This window comes from Geminocystis sp. NIES-3708, from assembly GCF_001548095.1.
Lineage (GTDB): Bacteria > Cyanobacteriota > Cyanobacteriia > Cyanobacteriales > Cyanobacteriaceae > Geminocystis.
On sequence record NZ_AP014815.1, the window covers coordinates 1,089,180 to 1,113,018 of the forward strand.

General features: G+C 30.8%; 19 protein-coding genes. 10 read left to right on the forward strand and 9 right to left on the reverse strand.

The window, feature by feature from the left end; all coding sequences use genetic code 11:
- Positions 1-273: 273 nt before the first annotated feature.
- Complete coding sequence (locus tag GM3708_RS04740; protein WP_066344538.1) at positions 274-1,782, reverse strand: site-2 protease family protein; 1,509 nt, start codon at positions 1,780-1,782, stop codon at positions 274-276.
- A gap of 84 nt (positions 1,783-1,866) precedes the next feature.
- Between GM3708_RS04740 and GM3708_RS04745 the strand changes: the two genes are divergently transcribed.
- The 5 genes from GM3708_RS04745 (at position 1,867) to GM3708_RS04765 (ending at position 8,429) form a co-directional block, all read left to right on the forward strand.
- Entirely contained in the window at positions 1,867-2,553 is a 687-nt protein-coding gene (locus GM3708_RS04745; RefSeq protein WP_066344540.1) for an MBL fold metallo-hydrolase, read from the forward strand.
- A gap of 402 nt (positions 2,554-2,955) precedes the next feature.
- On the forward strand, positions 2,956-4,050 hold the full coding sequence (locus GM3708_RS04750; RefSeq protein WP_066349337.1) for a response regulator: 1,095 nt from the start codon (positions 2,956-2,958) through the stop codon (positions 4,048-4,050).
- Positions 4,051-4,240: 190 nt separating this feature from the next.
- A complete protein-coding gene (plsX, locus tag GM3708_RS04755; protein ID WP_066344541.1) occupies positions 4,241-5,278 on the forward strand; it encodes a phosphate acyltransferase PlsX in 1,038 nt (345 codons plus the stop codon).
- A 131-nt stretch (positions 5,279-5,409) separates the two neighbouring features.
- Complete coding sequence (locus GM3708_RS04760; protein WP_066344543.1) at positions 5,410-6,414, forward strand: beta-ketoacyl-ACP synthase III; 1,005 nt, start codon at positions 5,410-5,412, stop codon at positions 6,412-6,414.
- Positions 6,415-6,572: 158 nt separating this feature from the next.
- Positions 6,573-8,429 carry a PP2C family serine/threonine-protein phosphatase gene (locus GM3708_RS04765; RefSeq protein WP_066344544.1) on the forward strand — a complete coding sequence of 619 codons (1,857 nt, stop codon included), beginning with the start codon at positions 6,573-6,575 and terminating at the stop codon, positions 8,427-8,429.
- A gap of 49 nt (positions 8,430-8,478) precedes the next feature.
- Here the strand turns inward: GM3708_RS04765 and GM3708_RS04770 are convergent, their stop codons facing one another.
- Positions 8,479-9,255 (reverse strand): hypothetical protein, encoded by a 777-nt coding sequence (locus tag GM3708_RS04770; RefSeq protein ID WP_158505850.1) that lies wholly within the window; start codon positions 9,253-9,255, stop codon positions 8,479-8,481.
- Between the two features lie 143 nt (positions 9,256-9,398).
- Here GM3708_RS04770 and GM3708_RS04775 point away from each other — a divergent pair, with 143 nt between their 5' ends.
- Positions 9,399-10,043 carry a class I SAM-dependent methyltransferase gene (locus GM3708_RS04775; RefSeq protein ID WP_066344547.1) on the forward strand — a complete coding sequence of 215 codons (645 nt, stop codon included), beginning with the start codon at positions 9,399-9,401 and terminating at the stop codon, positions 10,041-10,043.
- 73 nt (positions 10,044-10,116) lie between these two features.
- Positions 10,117-10,404 carry a response regulator transcription factor gene (locus GM3708_RS04780; RefSeq protein ID WP_066344549.1) on the forward strand — a complete coding sequence of 96 codons (288 nt, stop codon included), beginning with the start codon at positions 10,117-10,119 and terminating at the stop codon, positions 10,402-10,404.
- Between the two features lie 2 nt (positions 10,405-10,406).
- Here GM3708_RS04780 and GM3708_RS04785 read toward each other — a convergent pair whose 3' ends face one another.
- From GM3708_RS04785 to purH, 5 genes are all read right to left on the reverse strand, one after another.
- A complete protein-coding gene (locus GM3708_RS04785; RefSeq protein WP_066344555.1) occupies positions 10,407-10,997 on the reverse strand; it encodes a hypothetical protein in 591 nt (196 codons plus the stop codon).
- 25 nt (positions 10,998-11,022) lie between these two features.
- Complete coding sequence (pyrF, locus tag GM3708_RS04790) at positions 11,023-11,721, reverse strand: orotidine-5'-phosphate decarboxylase (protein WP_066344556.1); 699 nt, start codon at positions 11,719-11,721, stop codon at positions 11,023-11,025.
- Between the two features lie 90 nt (positions 11,722-11,811).
- Complete coding sequence (locus GM3708_RS18660) at positions 11,812-11,979, reverse strand: hypothetical protein (RefSeq protein ID WP_158505851.1); 168 nt, start codon at positions 11,977-11,979, stop codon at positions 11,812-11,814.
- A gap of 356 nt (positions 11,980-12,335) precedes the next feature.
- Positions 12,336-12,710: a hypothetical protein gene (locus GM3708_RS18465; protein WP_071827584.1), complete on the reverse strand. Its 375-nt coding sequence runs from the start codon at positions 12,708-12,710 to the stop codon at positions 12,336-12,338.
- Between the two features lie 142 nt (positions 12,711-12,852).
- Entirely contained in the window at positions 12,853-14,391 is a 1,539-nt protein-coding gene (gene purH / locus GM3708_RS04805; RefSeq protein WP_066349338.1) for a bifunctional phosphoribosylaminoimidazolecarboxamide formyltransferase/IMP cyclohydrolase, read from the reverse strand.
- Positions 14,392-14,612: 221 nt separating this feature from the next.
- On the opposite strand from purH, the gene GM3708_RS04810 reads away from it, so the two are divergent.
- The 3 genes from GM3708_RS04810 (at position 14,613) to GM3708_RS04820 (ending at position 21,869) form a co-directional block, all read left to right on the forward strand.
- A complete protein-coding gene (locus GM3708_RS04810) occupies positions 14,613-17,081 on the forward strand; it encodes an EAL domain-containing protein (RefSeq protein WP_066344558.1) in 2,469 nt (822 codons plus the stop codon).
- 124 nt (positions 17,082-17,205) lie between these two features.
- Positions 17,206-19,761 (forward strand): EAL domain-containing protein, encoded by a 2,556-nt coding sequence (locus tag GM3708_RS04815; protein WP_066344560.1) that lies wholly within the window; start codon positions 17,206-17,208, stop codon positions 19,759-19,761.
- Positions 19,762-19,769: 8 nt separating this feature from the next.
- Positions 19,770-21,869: an EAL domain-containing protein gene (locus GM3708_RS04820; RefSeq protein WP_066344562.1), complete on the forward strand. Its 2,100-nt coding sequence runs from the start codon at positions 19,770-19,772 to the stop codon at positions 21,867-21,869.
- Positions 21,870-21,959: 90 nt separating this feature from the next.
- Here GM3708_RS04820 and GM3708_RS04825 read toward each other — a convergent pair whose 3' ends face one another.
- Together GM3708_RS04825 and GM3708_RS04830 are read right to left on the reverse strand one after the other, a co-directional pair.
- The gene (locus GM3708_RS04825) at positions 21,960-23,477 is read right to left on the reverse strand and encodes a phosphomannomutase/phosphoglucomutase (RefSeq protein ID WP_066344565.1); all 1,518 of its coding nucleotides are present in this window, start codon (positions 23,475-23,477) and stop codon (positions 21,960-21,962) included.
- A gap of 181 nt (positions 23,478-23,658) precedes the next feature.
- Positions 23,659-23,838 carry a CopG family transcriptional regulator gene (locus GM3708_RS04830; protein ID WP_066344566.1) on the reverse strand — a complete coding sequence of 60 codons (180 nt, stop codon included), beginning with the start codon at positions 23,836-23,838 and terminating at the stop codon, positions 23,659-23,661.
- Position 23,839: the final 1 nt, after the last annotated feature.

The following is a 23,839-nucleotide window of genomic DNA, read 5'->3' on the forward strand; positions in this document are numbered from 1 at the left end:
ATTAATCTCTGATTACCTGAGATAAAACCCATTTAATCTGCTTCCTTTTAAATTAGTCACAAATAAAAAAACTCATAAGCTAAAACGCATTTAACTTGCATTTTTTCAAACTAATGAAAACACCTAAAAATCTTGCCCATTGCCTATTGCCTGTCTTTACCACTAGCTTATCTTGTGCATAGTTGTTATTGCAAGAGTGCTGATTAGACATCTTTAAAAAAAGAAACTTAAAATTAATTATTGTTTAAAAATCATCAATTGCCTATTGATTACCTAAAGATTTAACCACTGTGCAACGGTAGGTGGCAACGGTAATAAAATGGTAATTAACAAAATTAGTGCTAGTAATCCTAAAAAGTCTCTAACATTATCCAATTCTGTAACATCATTTAAAGCTGGTTGATCTGTCACTGGCATAAATATTAAAATTATTGCCCATAACAAAAATTCTCCCCGTACTAGAGCTAACATTATGACTAAAATTCGAGTTATCTGTCCGATGATTAGAGCTTTTCCTTGTCCAAACATAGCATGAACCATATGTCCCCCGTCAAGTTGTCCTACGGGCATTAAGTTTAAAGCGGTGATGATTAAACCTATATAACCTGCTACGGCGGCTGGATGTAAACCAATGGCTTGATCTGCTACTAATTTACTACCTAATGCAATTTTACTAATAATAGCAAACAAAAGAGAAAAGCGAGGATCTAATGCTTCAAAATTTAACATATTTATCTGTTCAGGCATTGGTACTACTTTAGAATAGGCTAAACCCCATACTAATACTGGTATAGTTACTAAAAATCCACCAATAGGGCCTGCGATCGCCACATCAAAAACTGCTTTACGATTAGGCATAGGAGATTTAATGGAAATAAAAGCACCAAAAGTACCTAAAAAGAAGGGAATAGGAATAAAATATGGTAAAGTTGTACGAATTTGATAGTAAACGGCGAAAAGATAATGACTTAATTCATGAATACCTAAAATAGCAATTAAAGATAAACTATAGGGTAATCCTTGCAAAATTAAGAATGGATTTGTTTCTAATTCTGAAACTTGTACACCACTAATTTCTGCACCAATAATAGTAGTTGTCAAAATGGTTAATAATAATAATACTAAAGCCATACCCGGACGAGTTAATTTTTCTTGGGGTAATTTTTCTTGAGCTTTATTAGAATAAGGATTTGGTACTAATGCAAAAAAAGGTTGACCTTGTAATGTTTCTTGAAAGATAACTAAAAAACGATCCTCAAAAACTTTTTCTAAATTATTCTTAACCATTGGATAAGCTTTTTCTGGTGCTGTCATTAATTTACCCATACACAAAATTGCTTGAGGTAAATAATCAATTTTTTGTAGATAATAAACTCCCCAAGGAAAGCAATCTCTTAAGGCTTTTTCTTCTTGTGCGTTGATAGGATGAGGTGGCTTATTTTTTTCTTTATTTTCAGATTCAGATTCTGGAGGTGATTTTTCTAAATTTTCCATCGTAGATGGAGATTGATGATCCGATTCTTCTTTTTTTGGTGGTATTTTACCTATTTCAATCAACCAAATGTAGAGTAAAGGGGAAAGAAGTAAAGGAATAAAGATGAGAATTGGTGGCATGGAATTTTGATTCGGATTAATCATATACCATCCTGCCCAAATTAACGGTGGACTCATTAAGGCTAACCATAATAACCAAATGGGAGTGGTGGTAATTTTGCCTATATTTCGTTTAATTACCATATAACTAATGGTACTGAGCAAGAGAAAAAGAATAATTAATTCCATGTTTATTTATAATAGTAACGCTGTCAGCTATTTTTAGGATTATCTTGAAAAAAAAGAAGATAGTAAATAATCAATAATTTTAAAATGAACTCTAATCTTAATTCTACAGAAAAAAATAACCATCAGACAAACCAGACTAATCCCCGTTATAAATCTCCAAAACTTATTTTAGAAAATATTTTTGCTTTTTCTCCTAATCGGGATACCCTAGGAGGTACTTCTTATCTACTGATTCATCCTAAAGGAAATATTTTAATTGATTGCCCATTATGGAATGAATTTAATCAAAAATTTTGTCTTGAGAAAGGAGGTGTAAAATATTTATTTTTAACTAATCGTGATGGTATTAGTAAGCATATTAGTCAAATAAAAAAAGAACTTGACTGTGATTTAATTATTCAAGAACAAGAGGGTTATTTATTACCTCATCAAAACCCAATTACTTTTGTTCAAGATTATCAAATATATGATGATTGTCAACTGATATGGACATCTGGTTATTCTCCCGGATCTTCTTGTTTATATTATGATGGTAATGGTGGAGTTTTGTTCTCAGGCAGACATTTATTACCTATTGGAAATAATCAAGTTACCGCCTTAAAATTAAAAAAAACGTTTCATCATCCAAGACAATTACGTAATGTAAAGTTATTATCTCATCGCTTTTCAAAAGAGAATTTAAACTATATATGTCCGGGAGCAAATACAGGTTATTTACGGGGTAAAGGTTTTATTGATAATGCTTATACGAGTATGAGTATTCTTAACTAGAATGTGATGAAAAAGTTTTTTGGTGAAGGTAGGAGATAGGATGTAAGCTGAATTCAATATAAGAATAAGAGACAACTGACTCTCGTTGACAAGCTGACACAGAGATAGGGGGATTATTTTTTTTGTTAATCAATCAAATTATTTTAAAAATGCACAAGTATTGGGAAATTTTTTCTCATGTAGTATTTCTTAACAATTGTTTTTCAATGTTATAAACTAAATGTATTATATTATAGAAAATAAGTAAAATTTGAAATGTTGACCGTTAAAAAATCATCAGAAAAATAGGTAAAAAAAGAATGTGTTTAATCTTTTTTGAAGTTTTATCTTGTTAGAGAAAAATAAATAACAAGATAATTATATAAACCTGTCGATAATATAAAAAAAATGGGGATAATTGCAATGCCTAAAATTCTAGTCATAGAAGATGAAAGTAATATTGCCAAAAATATCAAGCAAATTTTAGATTTATCAAATTTTCAAACTATCATTGCCAAAGATGGAAAAGAAGGATTAAGTTTAGTAAAAAAAGAAAACCCCGATTTAATTTTATGTGACATAATGATGCCAGAATTAGATGGTTATCAAGTATTAACTGAAATCAGAAAAGATGATGATAATGGGAATCTACCCTTTATTTTTTTAACGGCTAAATCAAATAGTCAAGATTTTCGTAAAGGAATGAATTTAGGTGCAGATGATTATTTAATTAAACCTTTTACTTCTGAAGAATTATTAAAAGGAATCACAACTCGTTTAGAAAAACAGGCTAAAATTAATAACAAAAATCAAACTTTACTTGATAAACTGAGTTTTAAAATTCAAAAAACATTACCTCATGAATTATATACACCGTTAAATGGAATAATTGTTTCTGGAACTTTGCTACATGAATATGCAGATACCATGAAGGTCGAAGAAATTAAAGAAATAGCAAAGATTTTGGTAGAATCTTCTCAACGATTAAAAACTTTGAGCGAAAAATTTTTACTTTGTACTTATTTAGAATTAATAATCAATAATCCTGAAAAATTACAGACTATTCATGAGAAAAACTATGAATGTAACACTAAAAATATTTTATCGACAATCGCTGAAAAACAAGCCAGAAAAATTCAAAGAGAAAATGATTTAAAATTAGAGTTAGAAGACATTAATATTAATATGTCTGAAAGTGATTTTGTGAAAATAGTTGAAGAATTAGTTGAAAATGCTTTTAAATTTTCTAATAAAGGTGATGAAGTTATAATTAGAACAAATATTAATGATGATAATTATCTCAATCTTTTTATTCAAAATCAAGGTCAAGGAATGACATTAGAAGAAAGAGAAAATATAGCGGCATTTATGCAGTTTCATAAAGATATTTATGCCCAAAATGGTTGTGGATTAGGTTTAATTATTGTGCAAAAAATCATTGAAATTTATCAAGGTATTCTTTTTATTGAAAGTGTACCTCATGAACAAACAACAATTCACATTCTACTTAAGCGATAATTGATTGTAATCATTATTTCTAATTCCCTTATTGGTAATTTTTGCAGTTATCCACCTGTCCACTTGTCCATCTGTCTTGCCTTCACCTTTTTTTTGTCGAACTGAGGTGATACCCTGACGGAATTTTCAATTTAGTCAAACATCTCAGTTATGGTATAATTTGAGAGATTTTAAACCAATAAAATGAGCAATGGCACAGACACGCGCAAAAATAGCAGTGGATGCAATGGGCGGAGATAACGCCCCAGATGAGATTGTTGCTGGTGCAATCCGAGCCGCAGCAGAACTCGAAGTCGATATATTATTAGTCGGTGATCCTGATGCAATTCAGGCACAAATAGAAAAACATGGTAACACTGTCAACAATATCGAAATTGTACCTGCTGATGGTGTTGTCTCTATGGATGAAGAAGCTCTCGTGGGTGTTCGCCGAAAACCTAACGCTTCCATCAATGTAGCCATGAATTTAGTAAAAGAAAACCGTGCTCAAGGGGTAGTCTCCGCAGGTCATTCTGGGGCGGCAATGGCAGCAGCATTACTAGGATTAGGTAGGATTAAGGGTATTGATCGTCCCGCTATTGGGGCTGTTTTTCCTACGATGTATGCCAATAAATCGGTAATTGTGCTAGATGTGGGGGCAAATGTTGACTGTAAACCTAAGTATTTAGAACAATTCGCTCTCATGGGTTCGATTTATAGTAAATATGTTTTAGAGGTTGAAGATCCTAAAGTAGGTTTAGTGAATATCGGTGAAGAATCTAGTAAGGGTAACGAATTAGCTAAGGAAAGCTATAAATTATTAGAGAATAATCCTAAAATTTCTTTTCTTGGCAATGCTGAAGGTAGAGATGTTTTGTCGGGAGATTTCGATGTAATTGTTTGTGATGGTTTTGTGGGAAATGTTCTCTTAAAATTTGCGGAAGCAGTGGGAGAAATTATGTTACAAATCATTAAAGAGGAATTACCCTTCGGCATCAGAGGTAAAATTGGCACAGCGATTTTAAAACCTAACCTTAAACGCATTAAGCAAAGAATTGATCACGCTGAACATGGAGGGGCGTTACTTCTTGGAGTTAATGGTATTTGTATTGTCAGTCATGGTAGTTCCCAAGCACCTTCTATTTTTAACGCCATTCGCATTGCAAAAGAAGCTATTGGTCATAATGTGATCGAGAGAATACAAAATGATCAGTATCAAGTGGAAAAAGAGGTAACCGTTGACAGTTGATAGTAAATAGTTGATAGTGAAAAAAGGAATAGAGAATAGGGAAGAGCTAGAATTTTTTGATCTGAGTCTCCTAGTTTTCCCTAATTATTGATTCCTAATGGCTAATTACTAATTATTTAAGGAGTAGATCATTGGAGCAGGTAAAAAAAGGCGTAACTATTATCAGTAGTGGTTCAGCAACTGCTACACAAGTTTTAGATAATCATGATTTGAGTAAAATAGTTGATACTTCTGATGATTGGATAAAAACCCGTACAGGTATCAGAAAACGTCATATTTCTGCTGTTAATTCTCTTAGTGATTTAGCTTCTCTCGCCGCACAAAAAGCTATTCTCAACGCTGGGTTGACTCCTGCGGATATTGATATGATTATTCTTGCCACTTCTACCCCTGATGATTTATTTGGTAGTGCTAGTCAAATACAGAGTATGATCGGTGCGACAAAAGCCGTTGCCTTTGATTTAACGGCCGCTTGTTCTGGTTTTGTCTTTGCTTTGATTACTGCTAGTCAATTCATCCGTAATGGTGTTTATGAAAATATTGTCATCATCGGTGCTGATTGTCTTTCTCGTTGGGTGGACTGGACTGATCGCACTACTTGCGTACTTTTTGGTGATGGGGCTGGGGCTGTTGTTTGTCAAGCTAGTGAATTTAGCGATCGCCTATTAGGTTTTGAAATGTGTAGCAATGGTAAGCTCAATAATGCCCTAAATCTAGCTTATCAAGGGGAGATAAAGAATATTGGTCATAATAAACAAATTGTGCAAGGTGGATTCGGTAAAATCACGATGAACGGTAGAGAAGTTTATCGTTTTGCCGTTAATAAAGTACCAGAGGTAATCGAAAAAGCACTATTTAGAGCAGATTTAACTACAGAACAAATAGACTGGCTAATTTTACATCAAGCAAATCAAAGAATTATTGAAGCCGTCGCTGAAAGATTAAATATTCCTAGTTGGAAAATCATTAGTAATCTCAGCGAATATGGTAACACTTCCGCCGCTTCTATTCCCCTCGCTTTAGATGAAGCTGTTAGTCATGGAAAAATTCGCAATGGTGACACCATCGTAACTTCTGGTTTTGGTGCCGGTTTGACTTGGGGGGCTGCAATTTTTAAATGGGGTGCTTTTGAATAAAATAGTTAGAAATTCAGGATAAAAAATTAGCTAACTTTCAGTTGACTAAGATTTTTATTTTTTTGATCTTAAATGCAAATATAACAGTTATGATTGAAATAGATTTTGTTCTAAGTGAATTTAAGGTCACTTTCAATCCCTATTGTTAACCTCCCATTATGACAACAAAGATCACGGAAATTAGATGTATCAATAAAAGATGTAAAGCATCAAATCTTTTAGAAAATACATTCTGTCATCGTTGTCGGACTCCTCTGGTTAAACGTTACTTACGTATTGGAGGATTGTTAACTAAAGACTATCCTATCGGAGAATTAGTCGAAAATCGCTTTTTTGTTTGTCAACGAAATATTGTCATAGATACTAAACCTAGTATAGCTCCTATCTTACCTGAACATATTGCTGATGAAGTTATACCTTATCTAAAATTATTTTCCCATCGTTTGCATATACCTCAAGTTTACGGCTATATAGACCAAGAATTCTCAGCTTGGTTATTAGAATATGAAAGCATTCCTCTTGATGAGAAAGGCGATTTATTATATCCGAGTTTATTTCCTGATATTGAATTGAGTTTTTCAAATGCTTCACCTTTACGGCAGGTAAATTGGTTATGGCAAATGGTACAACTTTGGAAACCATTGGCAAAACGAAAAGTATTATCTAGTTTATTTTTACCCAATAATATTAGAGTTGGAGGGGGAATTATTAAATTAATTGAGTTAAAAATTGATGAAGATAGTAGTCCTAGTTTAGTCGATTTAGGAAATTTATGGTTTGATTGGCTACCAAAATTAAATCCTTTAATTCAAGATATTTTTGAAAAAATTATTTTATCTTTACAGCAAAGTCTTTTTGATAATACTGATCAAATTTTAGTTATTTTAGATCAAATTTTATATATTTTAGGTAATAGTTATTATCAAAGAAAATATCAAATAATTACCGCTAGTGATCCTGGTAAAAAAAGAAATAACAATGAAGATTGCTGTTATCCTAAAGTTAATAAACTTAAAAGTACGAGATCAAGTTTAGAAACTTTAGCTATCGTTTGTGATGGTTTAGGAGGGCAAGATGATGGAGAAATTGCTTCTAATATGGCTATCGAAATTATCCAAAAAGAACTAGAAGATTCTTATAAAAAAACCTTAAAAGAAACTTTACAAAATAAATATTGGACACCTTTAATTGACGCAGAAAAAATTTATAATGCTATTTATAAAGCCAATGATAAAATCACAAATATTAATAATACGAAAAAACGGAAAGATAAAGAAAGAATGGGTACGACAACTGTCATTACAATGGCGATCGCCCACGAAATATATTTAGCTCATGTAGGAGATTCTCGTATTTATTGGATTACAAAAGACAGTTGTCATCAAGTGACAGTAGATGATGATTTAGCTACAAGAGAAGTACGACTAGGTCATGGTTTTTATCGAGAAGTAATCCGAAATCCTCAAACAGGGGCATTATTACAGGCTTTAGGGATGGAATCTTCCCGTCGTTTAAAAGTCCATATTCGACGATTTATTTTAGATGAAGATAGTATATTTTTATTATGTTCTGATGGATTATCTGATTATGATCGAGTCGAACAATATTGGAAATCAGAAATATTACCGATCATTAAACAAGAAATTAATATAGAAGAAGCGGCAAAAAAAATTATGGATATAGGTATTAATAAAAATGGTCATGATAACATCACAATTGCTCTACTTCACTGTCAATTAGAAGAAAAAAAACCTGATGATCATGACGGAAAATTATCATGGCAATATTTACAAGAAATAGTCTCTAATTTACCTCAGCCAAAAGGAGAAATTAAATTGAATAAAACTCAAAATATTACTAATAATAATTCAATTAATTTTCTACTTAATCAGCCAAAAATAATCTTATTAATCGTCAGCTTAATTTTAATACTTTTAGGCATTTTATTATGGCATCAAAATAAATCTGCTCAAAATAAGTCTATGATTAATGAAAACTTATTCTTAATGATGTAGATAAGTAAGAGTTAAGTAACTTTTAAAAATAATTATTAATTATTAGTTGTTATAACTCTATTTTTCGGACTAAATTATCTAAATCATCGGGGGTAATATTGATATTTGCTAAAATATTTTGAGTAAAATAAGATAAGTTGTTTTGATCTAAATAGAGAAAATCTTGAGAATTAAAAGTATAAAAAGATTTATGACGAGATTTTTGTACATATTGCCAAAATCTTTTCATGATAAAATAACAAAAAATTAAAGGTAATTGTTGTTCAATTATATTTGCTTCACTATCTGAATTACAAATATTATTAATGGTTATATATTCACCATTATTTTTACTAAAAATTAAACTACATTTTGGCTCATCATCAACAAAAGAAATAAAAATATGATCCCAATAATCCCAAGGAATTAAATCATATTTTTCATCACATTTATATTGAGATTGATTTGATAGAAAAAGAGGGTAATCTAAAATTAAACCTTCTAAAGTGAAAATTAAAAAAGTATCAAATATTTTTGTTTCTAGGAATGTATTAGAAAAACTCTCTACTTGAAAATTTGAGCCAAAAAATAAAGATGATTGATTTTTACCTAAAGATTTTTGAATAATATTACTTACTGATAAAATTTTATTTTCATGATTTGTAACTAACCCAGAAATTCCATCATTAATATTTTTACCATCATCCATTAAAAATAAGGGAATTAAGTTTTCACTTTCTAAAACTAACAAAAATTTGATCACTAAACTAGCAGATTGAGATTCATCAGGAAAAATATAGCTAAAAAGATTATTGAAGTTAGATTGAATCATATTCATTGTCATCATACATCACCATTGATAGTTTCTATTTGTTTATCCAGTGACTTTTTCAACTTTATGCAATTTCTCAAAAAAAAATTAGTACCCTATCCCAAAATTCTCTATCTATAATTAATTTGAACTTGATTTAACCTTCAAAATCTAAAAAAATGTTATTACATCCCCATCAGCGCACGAAACTTGATGATAGCGAAGATAGTTTTTTCTATTCTTTCCCTCGTTTTGTCAATCACGTAGATGATAATTTTATTAATCAATTAACCGAACTTTATCGACAACAATTAAAGCCTAATAGTCGAATTTTAGATTTAATGAGTAGTTGGGTATCACACTTACCATCAGAAATAGAATTTACCCATATTGAAGGGCACGGTATGAATGAAGAAGAATTAAAGAAAAATAAATCCTTAAATCATTATTTTATCCAAAATTTAAACCAAAATATTGAATTACCCTTAAAAGATCAAGATTTTGATGCAGTTTTATGTGCAGTTTCCGTACAATATTTACAATATCCCGAAGCAATTTTTAGTGAAATGGCGAGAATTTTAAAACCCAATGGAGTAGCAATTATTAGCTTTTCTAATAGAATGTTTTATCAAAAAGCTATTTCTGCATGGCGTGATGCTACTGATAGGCAAAGAATACACTTAGTTAAATCCTATTTCCAATCAGTACCAGATTTTAGTCCACCTCAAATAGTTGCTACACAACCAGAAATACCTGCTATTTTACAAATGTTTGGTATTGGCGGTAGAGATCCATTTTATGCACTTTTTGCTCATAAAAATTAAATGTTTTTCTCTCACACTTTTCGTTAGAATGAAATCAGGAACAATAGGCAAATTTACTGGGTACATAAGACTTATGAGTAGTGGCAAAACAACAGAATCGACTTCTCTATCCCAACGGGAATTAGAAATATTAGAGTTAGTGGCCACTGGCTTAACCAATCATGATATTGCTGAAAAATTAGAAATCAGTAAAAGAACTGTAGATAATCATATCAGTAATATTCTCACGAAAACTAAAACTGATAATCGAGTGGAGTTGGTGCGTTGGGCTTTACAATGGGGCAAAATTTGCATCGATGAAATTAACTGCTGTATATTACCTAATCCTTCTGATTCTTCTTCCGTTGCCATTGTTGAATAAAACTAAAAATTTTGAGAACAATCTCTTAACCAAAGTTTGATGGCTTGTCCTATTGTACCTTCTGTGGTGTCAATAGGAGGAGAAGAAATAAAGTTTTGATCGGGAGAATTATCAGGATAACCGAATTTCGTTAATGCCATAACTAATTTCCAATCTTGTGGAGTTTTTGTTAATATTAACCAATGAAAATTTTGGGTCTCGATGATACGATTATTAGTTGAATATTGTTTTTCTAAAGTAGTAAAAAAAATCTGATAAGTGTTACTATAATTATTAGATTTTAGTAAACTTTTATATTGACTTTGATTCAATAATAAAGGATCTAAATCTGGTTTTCCAGCCGTAATAATAAATAGAGGAAAAAACTCTAAAGGATGAGAATAAATGCGATTTCTTTGAATAACTCTATTGGCGTAATCAGGAATATCATTAACTAATAAATTTGCTAAATCTTCTAAATTATCTCCACACTTTTTATGATTAATTGAGGTGTCGGCTAAAGCAATTTTTGGCAAAATATCGGATAAAAATAAGCAATTAAAAATAGTGAGTATTGATAATAAATATCTATTTAGCAAATGACTAATTACCATAATTTTTAGTTAATTTTGTACATTCTTAAGTTTTAATTTCTTCTATAATTTTAGACCATGCGATCGCAGGATTTTCAGTTTGAGTAATAGGGCGCCCGATAACAAGATAATCTGCCCCTTGTTGTAGTGCTTGTTTTGGAGTCATAATCCTTTTTTGATCTCCTGCCGAAGCCCATATAGGACGAACTCCAGGACATACCAATAAGAAATCTTTTCCACATACTTCTTTTAATTTTAGTACTTCATGAGGAGAACAGACAGCACCATCAATGCCACACTCTTTAGCCATCAAAGCATTATTTAAAGCATATTCAGGCAACTCTAGGGGAATTTTGAGATCAAAAGCTAATTGTCTGGTGTTAATACTCGTTAAAACGCTAATAGCTAACAATTTAAGACGGGTATCCCCGCTATTCTTTACTACTTCTTTGGCGGCAGTTAAGGCTTCTCTACCTGCGGTGGCATGAATGGTTAATAAATCAACTTGATGCTTTAAAGCTGATTGGGTGGCACTTTTAACAGTATTGGGGATGTCGTGAAATTTAAGATCCAGAAAAATACGTTTGTTTTCATCTTTTAAAAACTTAAGTATATCTGCACCGGTAGCGACAAATAACTCTAAACCAACTTTCCAAAAAGTTACTTCTGGTAATAATTTGATTAATGCGATCGCCGAATCTAAATCAGAGACATCGAGAGGTACAATAATTTGATCTTGATTCATCGTTATATTTTAATAAAGACTTATAAATTTATTTTGAAAATGGATATAAATTTTAATATTTTAGAGTAAATTGTCAAAAATATTTAAGATTTATTCGCTGAAGAATTTTTCTAAATCTCTGCAACTATTAATAACTTTTGTAATTATAATTCCATTAGTTTGAGGATAATAAAAAATAATATAATCATCAACGAAAAAACCGTTTAAACTAGGTTTAATTTTATAATAATTTTTATCTAAATTTGGAAAATTAGTCACTAAATTACATTTATTCCTAATACTATCAAACAGATTACTCGCACTTCTTCTACAAATAAATACAAAAGTCCCCATAGTTGGGGATTTAGGGGCAAAACTAATTAGTATAAAAATGACGTAATACAATAAATATCATCAGTTAGCCTAATTGATTAGTAAGGGGTTTTGATTCTCTGATTTTTAAAATAATGAAACCCAAGTAGAGTGAAAAATACAAAGATTTTTGACTAACAATAATATAATTTTTAGAAAAAATCTTCCTGTCCACTTATCCTCTAAATCCAAAACAGAAATTTTTGGCTCAACTTTGAAAATCCCTTGATTTATTAAGGGCTATAAGCTAGAAATTAAGAATATTAGTTTGAATATTCGTAAGTTTCTCCATCACAAACTTGTACTTTTGACTGTATTAATTCACCTACGCCAACAGAACCATCATCCGATGGACCAAGAACACCCTTGAAATCATAAAGACAATCTTCTCTTCCATCATCAATGGTTATCTCTACAGACTGACCGGGTAATAATACATCAGTACCCAAGATATCATCTTCCCAATCATCACTAGATGGTGGAGAAGCATAAAATTCCAGAAGAGGACGATCTGTATTATTCTCTAAGGTAAATGTTGCGGATTCGGTTTCTGCTAAAGCAGGATAAAGAAAAGACAAAGCCATTGATAAACCTAATACATTGGTAGAAAACAGTCTTTGAATATTTATTTTTTTCATAATTAAACAATGTCAATATTATGTGATCTAATAGAATATTATCTTGATTAATGATCAATTTTTCTGAATTTTATACTGCTCTATTATTTTGAAAAGGAGAAAATATATGAATAGTTTTGATAATTGAAGATTTCGGAATTAATTAATGTAAGAAATGACGTACTCCAGTAAATACCATGACCAAACCCAATTCATTAGCGGCTTTAATGGAGTCTTCATCACGGATTGAGCCTCCGGGTTGAATAATGGCAGTGATACCAGCTTCGGCGGCTGTTCGGACAGAATCATCAAAAGGAAAAAACGCATCACTAGCTAAAAATGCCCCAGAAGAGTCTTCTCCTGCTTGTTCTAAGGCAATTTTTACTGAGCCGACTCGGTTCATTTGCCCTGCACCAACTCCAAGGGTAGTAAGATTTTTGCTGATAACGATGGCATTAGATTTAACGTGTTTAACAATTTTCCAAGCAAATAATAATTCTTGTAATTCAGTTTCTGTGGGTTGTTTTTCCGTGACAATTTGCCATGTTTCTGGTAATTCTATCGCTACATCATTTTCTTGAATTAAAAATCCTCCTGCGATCGCTTTGATGTTATCTTGACTACCAGCGTTTAAATCTGACAATAACAGTACTCTGAGATTAGATTTTTTAGCTAAAATGGCTTTGGCTTCTTCCGTAATATTCGGGGCAACAATACATTCTAAAAAGATTTTACTCATGGCTTTAGCCGTAGGTGCATCGAGAGGTTGATTTAAAGCCACAATCCCCCCAAAAGCAGACACAGAATCAGCATTATAAGCCTTTTGATACGCCTCAAAAAGAGTTTCCCCTACTGCCACACCGCAAGGATTTGTGTGTTTTATAATCACTGCTGCAAGTTCACTACTAGGAAATTCACAGACAATTCTTCTAGCGGCTTCTAAATCAACTAAATTGTTATAGCTTAATTCTTTACCTTGTAATTGATTTGCCCCCGCCCAACCTTTAGCCTCGCTTCCGTTTTGATACCAACTAGCTTTTTGATGGGGATTTTCACCATAACGAAGAGTAGCGATTTTTTTCCCTCCAATACCATAATAATCAGCAGATTCCGGGTTAATTTGGGCAAAATAACGACAGATGGCTTGATCATAATTGGCAGTCATGGCGAAGGCTTCAACGGCTCTGGCTTGACGAAACTCAAGGGTAGTTTTTCCTTGATTAGCTCTTAATTGTGCCAAATAATCCTCATAACGAGCAGGATTACTTAAAATAGTTACATGGGCATAGTTTTTTGCACTGGCTCTTACCATAGCTGGACCGCCAATGTCTATTTGTTCTATAGCATCTTCTATCGTACAATTTTCTTGGGTAATGGTTTTTTCAAAGGGATATAAATTAACGACAACTAAATCAAAAGGGCGAATTTGATTAGCTTGTAAGTCTTCTTGATGGGATTCTAATTCTAATCTTGCTAAAATACCGCCATGAATGCGAGGATGTAAGGTTTTGACTCTGCCGCCTAAAATTTCAGGAGATTGAGTATAGTCACTAACTTTAGTAACGGGAATACCAGCCGATTGTAAAGTTTTTGCTGTGCCACCACTACTGATAATCTGGAAATTAAATTCTTCTACTAATGTTTTCGCTAATTCTACAATGCCTGTTTTATCGGATACACTTAATAAGGCTAAACCTGTCATTATGGCTTCTACTTTCAATGATTTTTCTGTTTCATTATACTGAGATTTTGCACGAAAATATATCGCTATCATTAATGATTAATCATTAGTTATTCATTTTCAATTATTAACTGTCATCTCCTAACTAATCTATAATAGTTATAAAGAATAAGCCATGAAAATAAACAATTAAGTAATATTAAGATTTATTGGGTTATATTAGTTATTCTGGGTAAAATTACATGAGTGAAGTACAAGAATTTCGTCATATTTTCGTTATCGAAGATCGTAAAGGTAGAAGAATTGTTTCCCTAGAAGAAAGTAACTATACATTAGGTCGAGATTCTCATAATCCTATTATTCTTTATGATTATCAGGTTTCTCGTACTCACGCAACGTTAATTCGCAGAATGGATGATGAAGGTGATGGTTTTTCTTATCGCATTATTGACGGTGATTTACAAGGAAAAAGAAGTACGAATGGCATTTTAATCAATGGACACGCTAGTATTTCCCATGAATTAAAACATGGTGATACTATTCGTTTTGCTAATGAGGCTAAAGCTAATTATTATATTATCCCCACAGATTCTGGTATTGATTTATTTAATCCTGATGGTTTAGATCGAATTAATGCTTCTCGTACTACTCTCACTAATCAATCTAGTGAAACCATGATTGGGAAACAAACAGAATCTAGTAACCCCGAAGATCAACAAGAGTTAATTCGTCTAGCTTCCTTTCCTGAATTAAGTCCTAATCCCATTATCGAATTAGATTGGGATGGTAATATTACTTATCTTAATCCTGCGGCTAGTATTAAATTTGATACTATTTACGATGAAAAATTAGATCATCCTATTCTCTCAGGTTTATTAACAGAATATAATAATCGACAAGGTAATTTATTTTTAAGAGAAGTTAAAATTGGAACTGAAGTTTTTGAGCAATATGTTCATTATCTATCTGAAAAAAAATTAATACGTTGCTACATTTTTGATTTTACCAAAAGAAAACAAGCAGAATCTCAATTAAAAGAAAGTGAAGCTCGTTATCGTGCCATTGCCCGACAAACTTCTGAAGGTATTTTATTAGCTTATGCAAGTAATAAGCGAATTATTGAAGCTAATGATTCTTATTTGAATTTGTTAGGTTATTCCAGTGAAGAAATTACTAATTTAACACTTTATAATGTCATTGCCAGTGATTTAACTATTTTTAATCAGGATTTAATTAATGTTTTAGAAAATAAAGAGGATTTTACTAAACAATATTTACATCGTTGTCAAGATGGTTCTTTAATTAATTTAGATTCTAGTGTTAGTTTAATTAGCTATCAAAATAAAGATATTTTTTGCTTTGTGGTTAAAAATGCTACTACCTCAGAAAATATCGCTTTTTCTAGTGATCAACTTTTTCATGATTATACAACTCATCTTCCTAACCAAAGGTTGTTTAATGAACAGTTAACTGTCGCCATCGCTAATGCAGAACGTTATCAATATTTAATGGGTTTAATAGTCGCAGAAATTGGTAATTTTAAAGAATTTAAAGAAAAGAATAATCAAGAAAATAATGAAAAACTAATCAAAAGTTTTGCTCAAACAATTCAATCTTGTCTGCGCATAGGAGATTTAATTGCAAGATGGGATGAGAATAAATTTATGGTATTATTTCCCCGCATAAAAGGACCAAGAGATCCAGCTAAAATTGCAAAAAAAATGTCTAGTACTTTAGAGCAATTTTTACAAGAATATTCTAGTAATGTTTCTCTAACTCTTAATATAAATTTGGGTATTTATCCCATTGATGGCGATGAACTTTCATTACTCATTAAAAATAGTTTACTTTCCCTTGAACAAAATAAAACAGCTAATAATTCTAGCTACGGTGTTACAGGATTTACCATCAGTCCGAAAACAGCTAGTTTGTTAAAATTAGAGAATTTAATTGGTAGTGCCATTAAAGAACAACAATTTTTCTTGTGCTATCAGCCTCAAATTGATACTCATACTACAAAATTAACTGGTTTAGAAGCATTATTACGCTGGGATCATCCTGAATTAGGCAAAGTAACTCCTCGTCATTTTTTACGGTTAACAGAAGAAACAGATTTCATGTTACCATTAGGAGTATGGATTTTACAAACAGTAATGTTGCAAATGGAAGCATGGGAAAAACAAAATATATCTCCTTTACCTATTGGTGTTAATATTTCTGCCAGACAATTTTCTCAACCCAATTTTGTCGAAACCATTGAAAAAATTTTAGAACAAACCACATTACCACCTCAATTATTAGAATTAGAAATTACGGAAAATTCTTTTTTACAAAATCCTGAATTAGCCTATAAAACTTTAGCTCAATTATCCTCTTTAAAAGTCAGGCTCTGTTTTGATAATTTTGGCTCTGGGAATTCTTCTTTAATTTATTTGCAAAAAGTTGCTTTTGATACAGTAAAAATAAGCCCTAGTTTAATTAATTTATTAGAAGAAAATGTGAAAAATAAAGCATTTATTCAGAGCATGGCGGTGTTATGTCAAGGATATGGCACTAGATTGGTAGCTGTAGGTGTAGAAAAACTAGAACAGATGGAATTAATTAGAGATTTAGGTTGTACAGAAATTCAAGGTAATTTATTTAGTAGGCCTCTTCCTGCTAAAGATGCAACTATTTTTCTTCATAAAGCAGAACATAGTATTATCAACTAATAATCAATAATTATTTTTGATCTATTATTTCAAAATAAGTATTATTAATTATTAACTATTTGTTTAACTGTTATGTTAATTTATTATCCTTGACATAAAATAGCTTACATATTATTAAAATTTTATGAATAATGACTTTATTAAAACAACTTTAAATCGAGATTTACAACCTATTACTCATGTTTTAGTTTTAGAAGATGAAAATTCTCGACAAACTATTATTTTAGAGGAAGCAAATTATTCCATTGGGAGAGATCCACGAAATAAAATTGCATTATCATCTAAAAAAGTTTCTCGTTTTCATGCCACTTTATTAAGAAGAACTGATACTAAAAATAGGTCATTTTCTTACTGGCTTTTGGATGGTGATTTACAGGGAAATCGAAGTACAAATGGTATTTTTATTAATGATAAAAGATGTTTAGTTCAGGAGTTAAAACATGAAGATATAATTCGCTTAGGTTTTGAAATTCAAGCTAGTTATTATATTTTAAATAATGTATCTGATTTAGCTTTATTACAATCAGGTGATTTTCAGCAATCTTCTGAAAGTATGATTAAGGAGGATAAAATCTCTAATCCTAGTCGAGATATGAAGCAAACTTTAGTTATTTCTGAGCCGAATGTTGAGGCTGAAGAGACCACTAATTTTCAAAATTCCGAAATTACAAAATTAGCTTCTTTCCCTGAATTAAGCCCTAATCCTATTATAGAAATGAATTGGGATGGAAAAATTACTTATCTTAATCCTTCTGCGATTAGTAAATTTCCTGAACTTCAAAATAATCCTTCTACAGAAAATCATCCTCTTTTATTAGGTTTAATTAAGAATATAGAAAATCATGGTAAAAATAGTAAATTATTTGTTAGGGAAGTTACGATAAAAGATCAAGTTTTTGAGCAATATATTCATTATCTATCAGACAAACAATTAATTAGAAGTTATGTTTTTGATTTTACTAAAAGAAAGGTTTTAGAAACTCAATTACAAGAAAGTGAAGAAAGATATAAGGCTTTTATCAGTCAAACAAAAGAAGGTATTTTCTTAGTCGATGCTCATAATAAGAAGATTTTAGAAGCTAACAATGCATTAGCCGATTTATTAGGTTATAGTTTAGAAGATATTTATTCTTTAAAATTATATGATTTAATTGATCTTAATACGGCGGCTTTAGATGAGCAAATTAAAGCTATTTTAAAAACTAAAAAAAATAATAATTTAGTTAAACAATTCCAGTATAAATCTCAAAATAAGTTAATAGTCGAATTAGAATCAAATATCACATGGGTTAGCTACGGTGATCAAATAATTCTTTCTTTTGCAGTACGTCCAGCTAATAAAAACATTCATCAAGAAACTTTTATTCAAGAGCAAGGATTATATGATCTCGAAACGGGTTTACCAAATCGGCAGTTATTCATGGAACAGTTTAACACTGCCATCGCCAATAGTCGCAGGAATCCTAATTTATTGTGCATTATTTTCCTTGAATTAGAGATTTTGGACGAAAATAAAGAAAAATTAAATTATAATCTTAGAACCAGTATTTTAGATGGTTTTGCGAAACGTTTAAGGGCTTCTCTACGTTCGGGAGATACTGTAGCACATTGGGATATGTATCATTTTGTTGCCTTACTGCCCCAAGTTAGAAGCATAAAAGATGTAGGAAGGGTGAGTCATCGAATGTTAGATTCTTTGAAACCGCCATTTTTCTTAGATAATCGGAAAATTCACATCAAAACCAGTATGGGTATTGCTATCAAAGCCCCAGATGCTAACCATATCACGGCGGAAATTCTACTTAATCAAGGGCAAAGTGCATTATCTAAAAGCCAAGAATCTGGTAGTAATAATTATAAATTCTTTGACCAAAATATACAATTAGAAGTCGAACGTTTACTCAGAATTGAAAAGTTATTAGCCCATGCTTTACACAGAAATGAATTTTTATTGTACTATCAGCCACAAATAGATACAGAAAAAAATAGTTTAACAGGATTAGAAGCACTAATCAGATGGGATCATCCCGACTTAGGAAGAGTTACCCCAGATCAATTTATTCCCTTAGCTGAGGAAACAGGGTTAATTGTCTCCATGGGAGAATGGGTAATTGAAACCGCTTGTACTCAACGTCAAATCTGGCAAAGAAATCATTTACACTTAACAAAACAACCTATTTGTATTAATATTTCTAATCAACAATTTCAGCAACCAAACTTTACTACCACGGTTAAAAATATCCTATATAAAACTCAAATAGATCCTAACCTATTAGAATTAGAAATTACAGAAAAAACCATCGGAGAAGATCTTGAATCGGCAAAGAAAACTTTAAAAGAATTAACTGAATTAGGGGTAAGAATTGCTTTAGATGATTTTGGTAGTGGTGCTTCCGCATTAGGTTATTTAAAACAATTTAACTTTTCAACTTTAAAAATTGACCTTCCTATCGTCAAAAATTTTATTAAAAATAATCAAGATAAAGCCATGATTAAGGCAATGATTGCCATAGCAGAAAGTTTTGATTTACGAGTAATTGCTGAAGGGGTAGAAACAAAAGAACAAGTTGAGAAATTATTAGAATTAGGATGTAATCAAGTGCAAGGTAATTGGTTAAGTGAGCCTGTTAATACCGAAGATATAAGCAAATTTTTAGCCTATTCTAATGATTTAGAATAATTATATTTATGCCTATTCAAAATAATAATAAAAATCATTTTTTACTGTTACTTCCTGAAAATTTTGCAGAACAAATAGTAATTTCTTTAACTGAGAATATCTATTCTATTGGTCGTCATTCTGATAATAATATTAAATTAAATTCAGGAGCAGTATCCAGACATCATGCAACTTTGATGAAAAAAGATGTAACAACAGGAGAAAGTTCATATATTTTAATTGATGGAGATTTAAACGGTAAAAGAAGTCAAAATGGTATTTTAGTTAATGGCAAAAAAACTATTCATCATCATTTAGAAGATGGAGATGTAATTGTTTTTGGTACTAGTGAAATTAAAGCTATTTATAAGAAAGAGAATGTTTTATCAGCAAATTTATCTGATGGTAATTTATCATCTAAAACTTTAAAAAAAAATACCCTATCTTCTTTTGATTTAAGTAGAGAAAAGTTGCAGGAAACTTTAATTATTTCAGAAGAAAATCTTAGTGAAAATTTAAGTGATAAAGATATTAAAAGATTAGCCTCTTTCCCTGAATTATCACCTAATCCTATTATCGAATTTGATTTTAATGGAAAAGTAACTTACACAAATCCTGCGGCTAATTTATGTTTTGGAGAGCTATTAATTCAAGATAATTTAATTACTCCTTTGACGGATGGTTTAAATAATAATGATAATAAAAATAAAGAATTAACTATCAGAGAAATTAAGATTGAAGATAAATATTTTGAGCAATATATTCATTATTTATCTAAAGAAAATGTCATTAGAAGTTATATTTTTGATATTACTCGTCGTAAAAATTATGAAGAAAAATTAAAATATCAAGCCTTTCATGATTCTTTAACTGGTATTCCTAATCGGGATTTTTTTTACTGGAAATTAGCGATATATCTTAAAGAAATAAAAGAACAAAAAAAAGAATTAGCCATCTTCTTTATTGATATAGATCGTTTTAAAAATATCAATGAAACTTTAAATCATACGGTGGGAGATAAATTATTAGAAAGTTTTGCTCAACGTCTAATTTCTTGCCTTCCTTTCGACTGTTTTTTAGCTCGTTGGGGAGGAGATGAATTTACACTTATTACCCCATTAGATCATAATTTACCTAGTGCTAGAAATATTGCAGATATTATTATTAATAGTCTGAAAAAACCTTTTTTAATTGAAAAATATACGGTTTATGTTACTTGCAGTATTGGAATTTCTCTTTATCCTGAAGATGGTTTAGACGAACAACAACTAATAAAAAATGCTGACATTGCATTATTTAGAGCAAAACAAATGGGTAAAAATAATTGTCAATTTTATACCAGTAAATTAAATCGAGAACAAACCTTATTATTTGAGCTAGAAACGACTTTATATAATGCCTTAGAAAATCAAGAATTATTTTTAAATTTTCAACCTCAATTAGATTTAAAAACTAATAGTATCTCATCTGTAGAAGTATTGTTACGTTGGCAACATCCAAATTTAGGTATTGTTTCTCCCAGTAAATTTATTCCTTTAGCAGAAGAAACTGGATTAATTTTATCTATCGGTAAATGGGTATTAGAAACTGCTTGTATTCAAGGTAAAAAATGGCATGATTTAGGGTATAAAAACCTAATTATTGCTGTTAATGTTTCTGCTAAACAATTTCAACAGGAAGATTTTACCGAACAAGTAAAACATATTTTAAAGAAAACACAATTTAATCCTCAATATTTAGAATTAGAAATTACTGAAAGTATTTTAATGCAAGAAGTAAGTAGAACTGAATTTATTATTAATGAATTATCTAGTCTTGGTGTTAAATTTTCCTTAGATGATTTTGGCACGGGTTATTCTTCTTTTAGTTATTTAAAAAATTTCCCTTTTCATATTATTAAAATAGATCAATCTTTTGTCACTGATTTAGTGATTAATAAACAAGATCAAGCATTAATTTCAGCTATAATTACCTTAGCCAAAGGATATAATATGATGGTGGTAGCAGAAGGAGTAGAAACGGAAAAGCAAAAACTTTTTTTAAAGCAACTTCAATGTGATTTAATTCAAGGTTGGTTAGTTAGTAAACCTTTAAAAGAAGAAGATTTTTTAGTTTTTTTAAACAAATAATTAAAAATTGAGAATTAATAAATATCTCGAATGTGTAAAATGTATGGACGTAGCACGCTACGTCTCTAGTAATTATTTTTTTAATGAAGATTAGTGATTATAATTTAATTGTTTAAATTGATCAAAAAATGTCCATAAACGATTAGCTATTTTATCTACTCCACCCTCAATATTTGTTTCTATGTTTAAAGGCAAAACAGGATCATGAAGAGATAAACGCAATAAAAACCAGCCTTTTTCTGATTCATTTTGGCAAGAAACTCTAATACCTTCGTAATTATTAGGAATTATATTCCAATCTGATTGACTAGCACTAAATTCTGTTAATTTTTCGATAATTTTACTACCATAATCTTTAAATTTTTCTGCTGTAATTATTAATCTAAATTCCTCACTTTCTACAGGCTCTTTAAGTTTACTAATTAAGTCAATTAAATTCTGATTATCTAGCTTTAATTTAGCTAATTCTATTAATAATTTAGTCACCAAATATGCACCATCATCGAGAAAATAGTTTTCTTTTAATGCGGCGTGTCCTGATGTTTCAATGGCTAACCACGATTCTACACCCTCTTGATTTAACCGTAAAGCCTCATTAATGACATTCTTATAACCTCGCTTAAAACGGTGATGTTTTCCCTTTAATTCTTCTTCGATAAATTGAGTTAAACCTTCAGAAGTTATGGAATCAGTAACTATTGTACTTTGAGGATGTTCTTTTAAAATTATGGCACTAATTAAGGCGATTAATTTATTACGATTTAACTCTTTTCCTTGACTATCAACAGCCGCACTACGATCAACATCAGTATCAAATATAATACCAAAATCGGCTTGATGATTAATCACTGCCTGAGAAATAGATTCCATCGCTTCCTTATTTTCAGGATTAGGAATATGATTAGGAAAATTGCCATCAGGATTTAAAAACTGACTACCTTCTATATCCGCGCCTAAAGGTAGTAAGACTTTTGTTGCATAAAAGCCACCTGCACCATTTCCCGCATCAACAATAATTTTTAAGCCTTGTAAGGGAGTTTCATAATTATCAGGATGGTTGACAGATTCTCTAATTTTAGTGACAAACTGGTTAGCATAAACCGACATAAAATCACGTTTTTCAATGTTACCTTTTTCTTCTACCGTCGGAAACTCTCCTTTTTCCGCAATGGTAAGAATTTCAGTAATGTCTTGTTTTTGCAAGCCTCCTTTATCAGTAAAAAACTTCAAGCCGTTACGATTAAAAGGAAGATGACTAGCGGTTAACATGATTGCACCGTCACATATATAGTCATCAGTAATAGTACTCATAAACATCGCAGGAGTGGAAGCCATAGCAAAATCATACACCGTTACCCCTAAATTGCCGATCGCATTTATACAAGAAGTCATCAAAGTTTCACCAGATAAACGACTATCCCTACCGATGGAGATGATTAATTCAGAAGTCGGTTTCTGTTTTTGTTGACTTAACCATAGAGAAAAAGCCTTACCTATAAAAGCAACAACATCAGGGGTAAGATTAACTTCTTCTCCTTCAACTCCTTTTAAAGCAACACCTCGAATATCAGAGCCATTTTGCAGTTTTTGCCAATTAATATTAATCATGATGAATAAGTCTGCGTAAATAAAATATCGTCACTTTTATTATTAATCAGTTTTTATTGAATCGCTATCTCTTCTTTTAAATAAGGGATAATGCGTTTTTAGGCAACTTTATTGAGCTTTTTTTTCTTTCTAACTCGTGAATCAATGATAATCTGCTAAATCAAGGTTTTTCTCTAATTCTTTAAGAGTTAAGTAAGACTTCAGGATTATCTAACCGATATTTAGTATCCTTAATGTCTTCTAAATCCTCTAGGTAATTAATGATAGCATCTTGTAATAATTCTTCTTCTTTTTCTCCTAATTCATGAGCTAAAATTGATAAACGATTTTCAACCTGACGAGATAGATTAAGAGTTACCATA